The 5,645-nt window shown below is 64.0% G+C and carries 9 protein-coding genes; all 9 read right to left on the bottom strand.

Going from position 1 to position 5,645, the window contains the following annotated elements:
• Positions 1 to 368 precede the first annotated feature (368 nt).
• A complete protein-coding gene (locus tag KBZ15_RS17200) occupies positions 369 to 614 on the bottom strand; it encodes a helix-turn-helix domain-containing protein (RefSeq protein WP_396123533.1) in 246 nt (81 codons plus the stop codon).
• Positions 614 to 1,384 (bottom strand): BRO family protein, encoded by a 771-nt coding sequence (locus tag KBZ15_RS17205; RefSeq protein ID WP_255016449.1) that lies wholly within the window; start codon positions 1,382 to 1,384, stop codon positions 614 to 616. The genes KBZ15_RS17200 and KBZ15_RS17205 overlap by 1 nt, the downstream gene beginning before the upstream one ends.
• On the bottom strand, positions 1,381 to 1,668 hold the full coding sequence (locus KBZ15_RS17210; protein WP_255016450.1) for a hypothetical protein: 288 nt from the start codon (positions 1,666 to 1,668) through the stop codon (positions 1,381 to 1,383). Before KBZ15_RS17210 ends, KBZ15_RS17205 begins: the two co-directional genes overlap by 4 nt.
• Positions 1,668 to 2,261 carry a hypothetical protein gene (locus tag KBZ15_RS17215; RefSeq protein ID WP_255016451.1) on the bottom strand — a complete coding sequence of 198 codons (594 nt, stop codon included), beginning with the start codon at positions 2,259 to 2,261 and terminating at the stop codon, positions 1,668 to 1,670. The genes KBZ15_RS17210 and KBZ15_RS17215 overlap by 1 nt, the downstream gene beginning before the upstream one ends.
• Entirely contained in the window at positions 2,254 to 2,490 is a 237-nt protein-coding gene (locus tag KBZ15_RS17220; protein ID WP_255016453.1) for a hypothetical protein, read from the bottom strand. Before KBZ15_RS17220 ends, KBZ15_RS17215 begins: the two co-directional genes overlap by 8 nt.
• Complete coding sequence (locus tag KBZ15_RS17225; RefSeq protein ID WP_255016454.1) at positions 2,487 to 3,212, bottom strand: hypothetical protein; 726 nt, start codon at positions 3,210 to 3,212, stop codon at positions 2,487 to 2,489. The genes KBZ15_RS17220 and KBZ15_RS17225 overlap by 4 nt, the downstream gene beginning before the upstream one ends.
• Before the next feature lie 121 nt (positions 3,213 to 3,333).
• Complete coding sequence (locus tag KBZ15_RS17230) at positions 3,334 to 4,029, bottom strand: XRE family transcriptional regulator (protein WP_255016455.1); 696 nt, start codon at positions 4,027 to 4,029, stop codon at positions 3,334 to 3,336.
• Between the two features lie 219 nt (positions 4,030 to 4,248).
• Positions 4,249 to 4,626 (bottom strand): VRR-NUC domain-containing protein, encoded by a 378-nt coding sequence (locus KBZ15_RS17235; protein WP_255016457.1) that lies wholly within the window; start codon positions 4,624 to 4,626, stop codon positions 4,249 to 4,251.
• Between the two features lie 435 nt (positions 4,627 to 5,061).
• A partial coding sequence (locus KBZ15_RS17240; protein WP_396123534.1) for a DEAD/DEAH box helicase occupies positions 5,062 to 5,645 on the bottom strand: 584 nt, incomplete at its 5' end.

Here is a 5,645-nt window from a genome sequence, read left to right on the forward strand (position 1 = left end):
GGTTCTCCGGATCCATTTCTGCGATCTGAGCCACCGCAGCTGGACTGCCACCCCATTTCTCGGCACCAACGAGCCGGCCGACCTCGGTGCCATTCACACGAACGACAGCCACCGGCTGGAGCACATTTGATCCGGACTCGTTGATCCGCCGCTGCTGCTGCGCGTTGACTTCAACGGCACCACTGCGTCAGGAACCGTTCATGCGGTTGTTCTGGTAGTCCATCTTCAGGACCTGGGCGACAGCCGGACTGCCGCAGATGGCACCCACTCCGATCAGGACGGCAATGAAACGAACTCGCAGAGACACCAGGCAAAAGGCAGGCCGCTCTCCCGAACCGTAGGGAGAGCGGCCGGGCTTGCAACCCTGCTCACTGTTTGAGATGGCGGCGGCTCCAGCCGGTAATCGTTGCTTCCACGTTCTCCAGGTGCCACTGCAGCGGACCCCGGCCCTGGGTGCAGCCCCAGCGGCGGTAGTGCTTGCCTGGCTGGAGCACCCCCCGCAGCCGTAGCTGGCGGAGGGTTTCGCGGCTCATTTCCAGTGCTGCGCACGCTTCTGCTGTCGTCACCCAGACCCTCTGACGACCGGATGTTGCTGGCGCGTACTGACCCTCCATCAGCTCAGCTCCCGAAGGACGTCAACCACGGCGGGATTCCAGAGAATCTGGTACCCGCTGTGTCCATGGCGGCAGTAGGGCATGGCTTCTGCCCAATCCTGACCCCGCTGCGTCAGCTCCCACTCGACGCGGGCATTGCGGGTCTGCAACCCACATGCCGCCAGGTGCTGGTTCATCACCCGGGCCGACATGCCCACCTTTCGACCCAGCTGAGTGGCATTAAGCGAACAGATGGGCTCTTCGGCAGCCGGCAAGGCACGTCGCAGGGTCTCCACCGCCAAGCCGGTGTTTTCCTGGATGCAGTTGAGGGTGGCAGCCATGGCGATGCCGGCCTTCACGCCAGGGAGCCGTGCGATGGCTTGACCGATCAGCAGAAGAGCACCGACGCAGTCCTGCTTCTCTGAGGGCAAGGATGCCGGAGTAGGCAGGGCACCTGGGACGGTGTAGCTCCCTGTCCGACGGATTGTCGGGAGCACCTCGTGAGTGACCCAGCGCTTGAACCGGTGAGCCTCCTTCTTGCGGCTACCCAGCACCAGGTTGTACATCCCTGGCTCATTCACGATCGTCATGACCTGCTCGCCCCCAGGGGTGTGAATTGAACTCACACCCTTCTCGTCGCCATCAAGTCGCTCCAAGGCCTTGCGGTCGAGGCCGAGCGAGGCAAGCAGATCAGCTGCCACGAACCAAAGATCACCCAGCTCATCGCTGATGACCCGGATCTGGCGGCCCTCGTACTCAAAGGGCACGAGGGAAGACGTGTTGTTGTTCATCGGTCTGAAATCGGTGAGGCGGTGACAGGCCCGTTGAGGGCCGAGCTGGGATCGGGGCGGAAGTGGTTGGTGACGGTGGCCGGTGACAACAGCGGCGGCACGGGCCCAGCGATCAACAGCAGCAGGGTGCTGAGCTGAAACACCAACCCCAACAAGACCAGCAGGCGCAAGTTGGCGATGCTGCTGGCCGTGACCATGACGACTGGCCGGCGGCTCCGGCAGAAGGCAGGCAATTGGGGACGGGGCCCAGCGGCCCCGTTGCTGCGCACGTGTGGCGAGGCCATCAGAAGGGGGCCTCGTCGTCGTCATCTACAGCCCAGCCCTTTGTGCTGTCGGACTCGGCAGCACAAAGGGTGGTGTAGCCCTCGACCTCCTCAAAGCCGTCGGTGGGGTCCACCTGCTCGTAGGGCACGAACTCGACGACCTGAACGGCACGGGGCTGGAAGGTCATGCCGCAGCCGTTCTCCCCGTCCCAGTCGTAGATGTCGAAGGCCACTACCACCTTGGAGCCATTGCCGATGGCGGCCCCATCCCAGGGCTGCTTTTTGGCATCGACGATGCGGGGCCCCTCGGAGTGGGAGCCGTCACGGCGCTGGAACTGCGGCACCTTGAAGCGCACCACGGTGATCTCGCTGGGCTTCTCCTTGTCGGGCTTCCAGGGGAAGCCTTTCTCGGCGCGGCGCTTGCGGCTGCCGTGCAGGGCGATGAACTGGTCTTCCATCGCTAGTAGGAAGGACTGGGCCCTCTCATCGCTGTTGGGAAGGAGAAGGTCGGCCGTCCAGGCCTTGGGCTTGCTCTTGTCGAGCTGATGCCTGGGGGTGATCAGATGGGCCCAGCGCACTTCGGCGAGGGGGGTACGAAAGATGTCCTTAGCCATGGGTTGAAACGGGGTGAACGGTGGAAATGGGCTGTTGATCGAACGGAGGCAGGGGCGGCAGACCAAAGCGCTCGCGCAGCAGGTGATGAACTGCTCCGCTGGCCGAGAGGTTGTGGCGCTCCATCACCTCGCGGACTCGCAGGTACACATCTGTGCGCACTTGGGTCTGGATGAAGTGGCGACCAGCCACTGAGCGGAGCTGCTCGCCGTAGCGACGCCGGCTGCTCATGGCTCTGCCGGCGCCGCGGCGCCATCGAGGCCTTGTTCTTCGCACTCCTCAAGGAAGTGATCGATGAAGGCGGCGTGCTGGTGCTGGGTGATGCGATCACCGATGGAGCGGGCATTGCGCGGCACCTGGAAGTGCTCGCGGAACGTCTTGGTCAGCTCCTGGCGAGCGGTCTGGGGCAGGGCGAGGATCCGCTGGTGGGTGGCCTCGATCTCCTGGGGCGTGAGCGCCTCCAGCGCGACATCGAGGTCAACCACTGGGACACCCTCTACCTCCTTGCTGGGCTCAGGCCCAGCCGGAGCATCAGGAATCCCGACATATGCGAGGCTCTTTGCCCCTTTCTTCTCAGGCTCTACAGGCTGAGCCTGCTTGGCCAAAGGGATACCCAGCAGCATGGCCAGCATCCAGCCGGATGCCCGCAGCAAGTCATCGACCTCGTCGGCCCACTCCTCGCTGCTGACCTCAGCACCGCCGGCATGCATCACGGTGACCCGCAACTTGTTGCGGCCGCGGATGTCGACCAGCTGGGCGCTGAAGGCAATGCCTGATGCGAAGGCCGGTCTGGCTGCTTCGACCACGGCAGCCAGATCAAGGGATGGAATGGCCTGCACCTGCTCCTGAAAGGAGGCCAGGGCGACGGTGAGAGCTCGCTCGGCACTGCCCTTTTCGTCGAGCAGTTCAAGAGCGTCGGTTGGCACGCCTGCGCGTGCGGGGGGTTGCGTCATGGCAGCTGAGATCTGGGCTTGTGCCCGCTGGCCTGAGCTTAGTACCTAGCTAACGCTAGGCGCAACCCCAGCTTGCCCTCGGAATTGTCCGGACCGTGGCCTGCTCCGCCTAGGCACGCTCCTAGGTGGCCAGCTCCGTCTGTTCCCAGGCGCTGATCCACTGTTCGGGCAGGAACTCCTCGCCATCCACCCAGAGCTGAGCCAGCTCAACCGAGCTGTAGTCGTCGATGGCTAGCACCTCTGAGAAACGTTTCTGGTGCTCCTTTGGTGCACTCTTGACCAGCTGCTCCAGGGTTTGGGTGACGTCGAGACCGCCTTCCTTGATCACGCGGCGCACGTGCTGGCGCCATTTCTGACAGATCTCCTCGGCGCGCTTCGACGTCAGGGTTGGCGCGGGCGCTGCTTGAAAGGCCCTAGGCACCGGCACATAGCCGATGTAGCAGCTCCAGAAGTCCACGGCATCCCAGAGCTTGCCGTCATCGCCGTGCAGGGGCTCCGCATCCTTCAACTGGTCCTTCAACCGCTGGGACTTGAGCGGTCCCCAGTCCTTCTCCGCCAGGCGACGGTTGAGCTCCTCGAGCTGGAAGAAGGCCTTCTGGCGCAGCTCGCCGGCCTTGCCCTGCTCGATCACCGAGAGATTCCCGTAGGAGATCACCTCAAAGTCGGCTTCCGTACCCCATTCGCAGGCGGTGTACTGGGTCCAGCCGTTCCGACGCCGCCAGTTGAGCAGCATCTTCCCGAAGGCTCTGCGGGACTCGTCCTGCCAGTCCAGGACGGCCTGGTAGGTGCGCTTGACGGGCTTCTTTGCTTGTGCCATAGCCCAATCTTAAGCGCTGCTTGGCACTGCTAGCCAGAGCTAGTTACAGCTTGGCGTGCTGTTTTCGGTGGTTCCCTGGCTCGGCCAAGAGCTGATTGACCTGTTGACCGCTGAAAACACGGCACGTCTGAGCCTGGAAGCGCAAAGCCAGCGTGTAGGGATGGGCGCCGGGATAACGGCTGGCCAGAACCTGCAGCTGCCTGCGGAGTTCGGGTCTGTTCATTGGCCCGACCCGGCCATGGGATCCAGGTCCAGGACCGCTTGGGCCTCTGCAATCGAGCGGCAAACCGCGCCCAAGCCGCCAAGCTGCTGCACGAGCAGCAGAAAGGCCCGCTGCTCGGGGCTGACGGTTCCGGAGCCCGTCTTGATCTCAAGGCCAACGAACTGGGCAATGCGCTGACCGACCAGCTCTGGCGTGATCTCCAGCGAGCGCAGGCCGATCAGATCGCTGCTGCCCTTGCACAGCCCAAAGCGCACGAAGCGCCCCTGCTGGTCGACCAGGGCACCGGTGTTGTTGCGCCAGAGCCGTACCCGCCCGCAGCCGCAAGCCAGGCGGATGCGTTGCTGGATCTCGTGTTCGCTGGGGGAGGAGGCCATGCCTCCTATTGCCTGACGCGGGCTGAGAGGGCCTCTTCCTTCAGTCCAGCGGTGCGTTGGCGCTTCCCGGTGGATCAGCTCTTCACTCAGGCCTGAGGCCTTGGCGGATCAGGCGTTTGGCTTCCTCCAGCGATATGGGTTGCTGGTGAACAAAGCTGACCAGGGCCCTGCGCCCCACTTCGCGCCGCATGTCGCATCCAGCTGCGGGATCTTCGTGCTTAGCCGAGGACCTGATTCCGTACTCACCAACCATCCACAAGAGTGCCATTAGTTGGTCGCCAGACAGCTCTGCAGCCCAGGATGTGTATTTACCCAGCCTCAGTCGATCACGCTCAATGCTCAGAGAACCATCAGATTCCATTGCTGTCGTTATTCCGCCCGGACACGCTAATCGTCGCCTTGCAAGTGGCCGTCATCCCTCGTGCGAATAACGCGTCATGGCGAGCCGGCTTGCTGCCGAGCTGCCCACACATGCCTGGCCCAGCCGCTCTTGTAGCCCCGCTCCTGCTCCCGCTGCAGCAGCTCCTCGAAGGTGCGACAGCCGGCTGCTGGGTGCGTGCGCCGGGGCCGCTGCTGCTGGTTGGGCTTGGGTCGGTGGCGGGCTGAGCTGGTGATCTCAACCAGCTCGCCCTCAAGCTGCTGGAGCCCGCGGCGCTGCTCATCGCGCTCCTCGACCAGAAACAAGTGGCCGCAGTCCGGGCACACCTGTGCGGCGCTTGGACAGCTGCAGAAGCAGACCGGGCAGTCCTTGATCGGGATCGAGACACTCTCCCGCCGGCGGCGGCCGGCCAGGTTCCACTCGCGCTCATCGGTGGGCAGGCCATGGCGATGGGCGTTGCCGACGTGATCGAGGATCACGGCTTCCTGTTTTCCCGGTGCGGGCCGCAGGGCCCGGCCGACCATCTGCAAGTAGAGGCTCAGGGAAGCGGTGGGACGCATCAGGATCGCGCCACCCACTGAGGGGATGTCGGTGCCCTCGGAAATGATCATGCAACTGCTGAGCACCTCCTCCTCGCCGG

The sequence above is a fragment of the Cyanobium sp. BA20m-p-22 genome (assembly GCF_024346275.1).
Taxonomy (GTDB): Bacteria; Cyanobacteriota; Cyanobacteriia; order PCC-6307; family Cyanobiaceae; genus Cyanobium_A.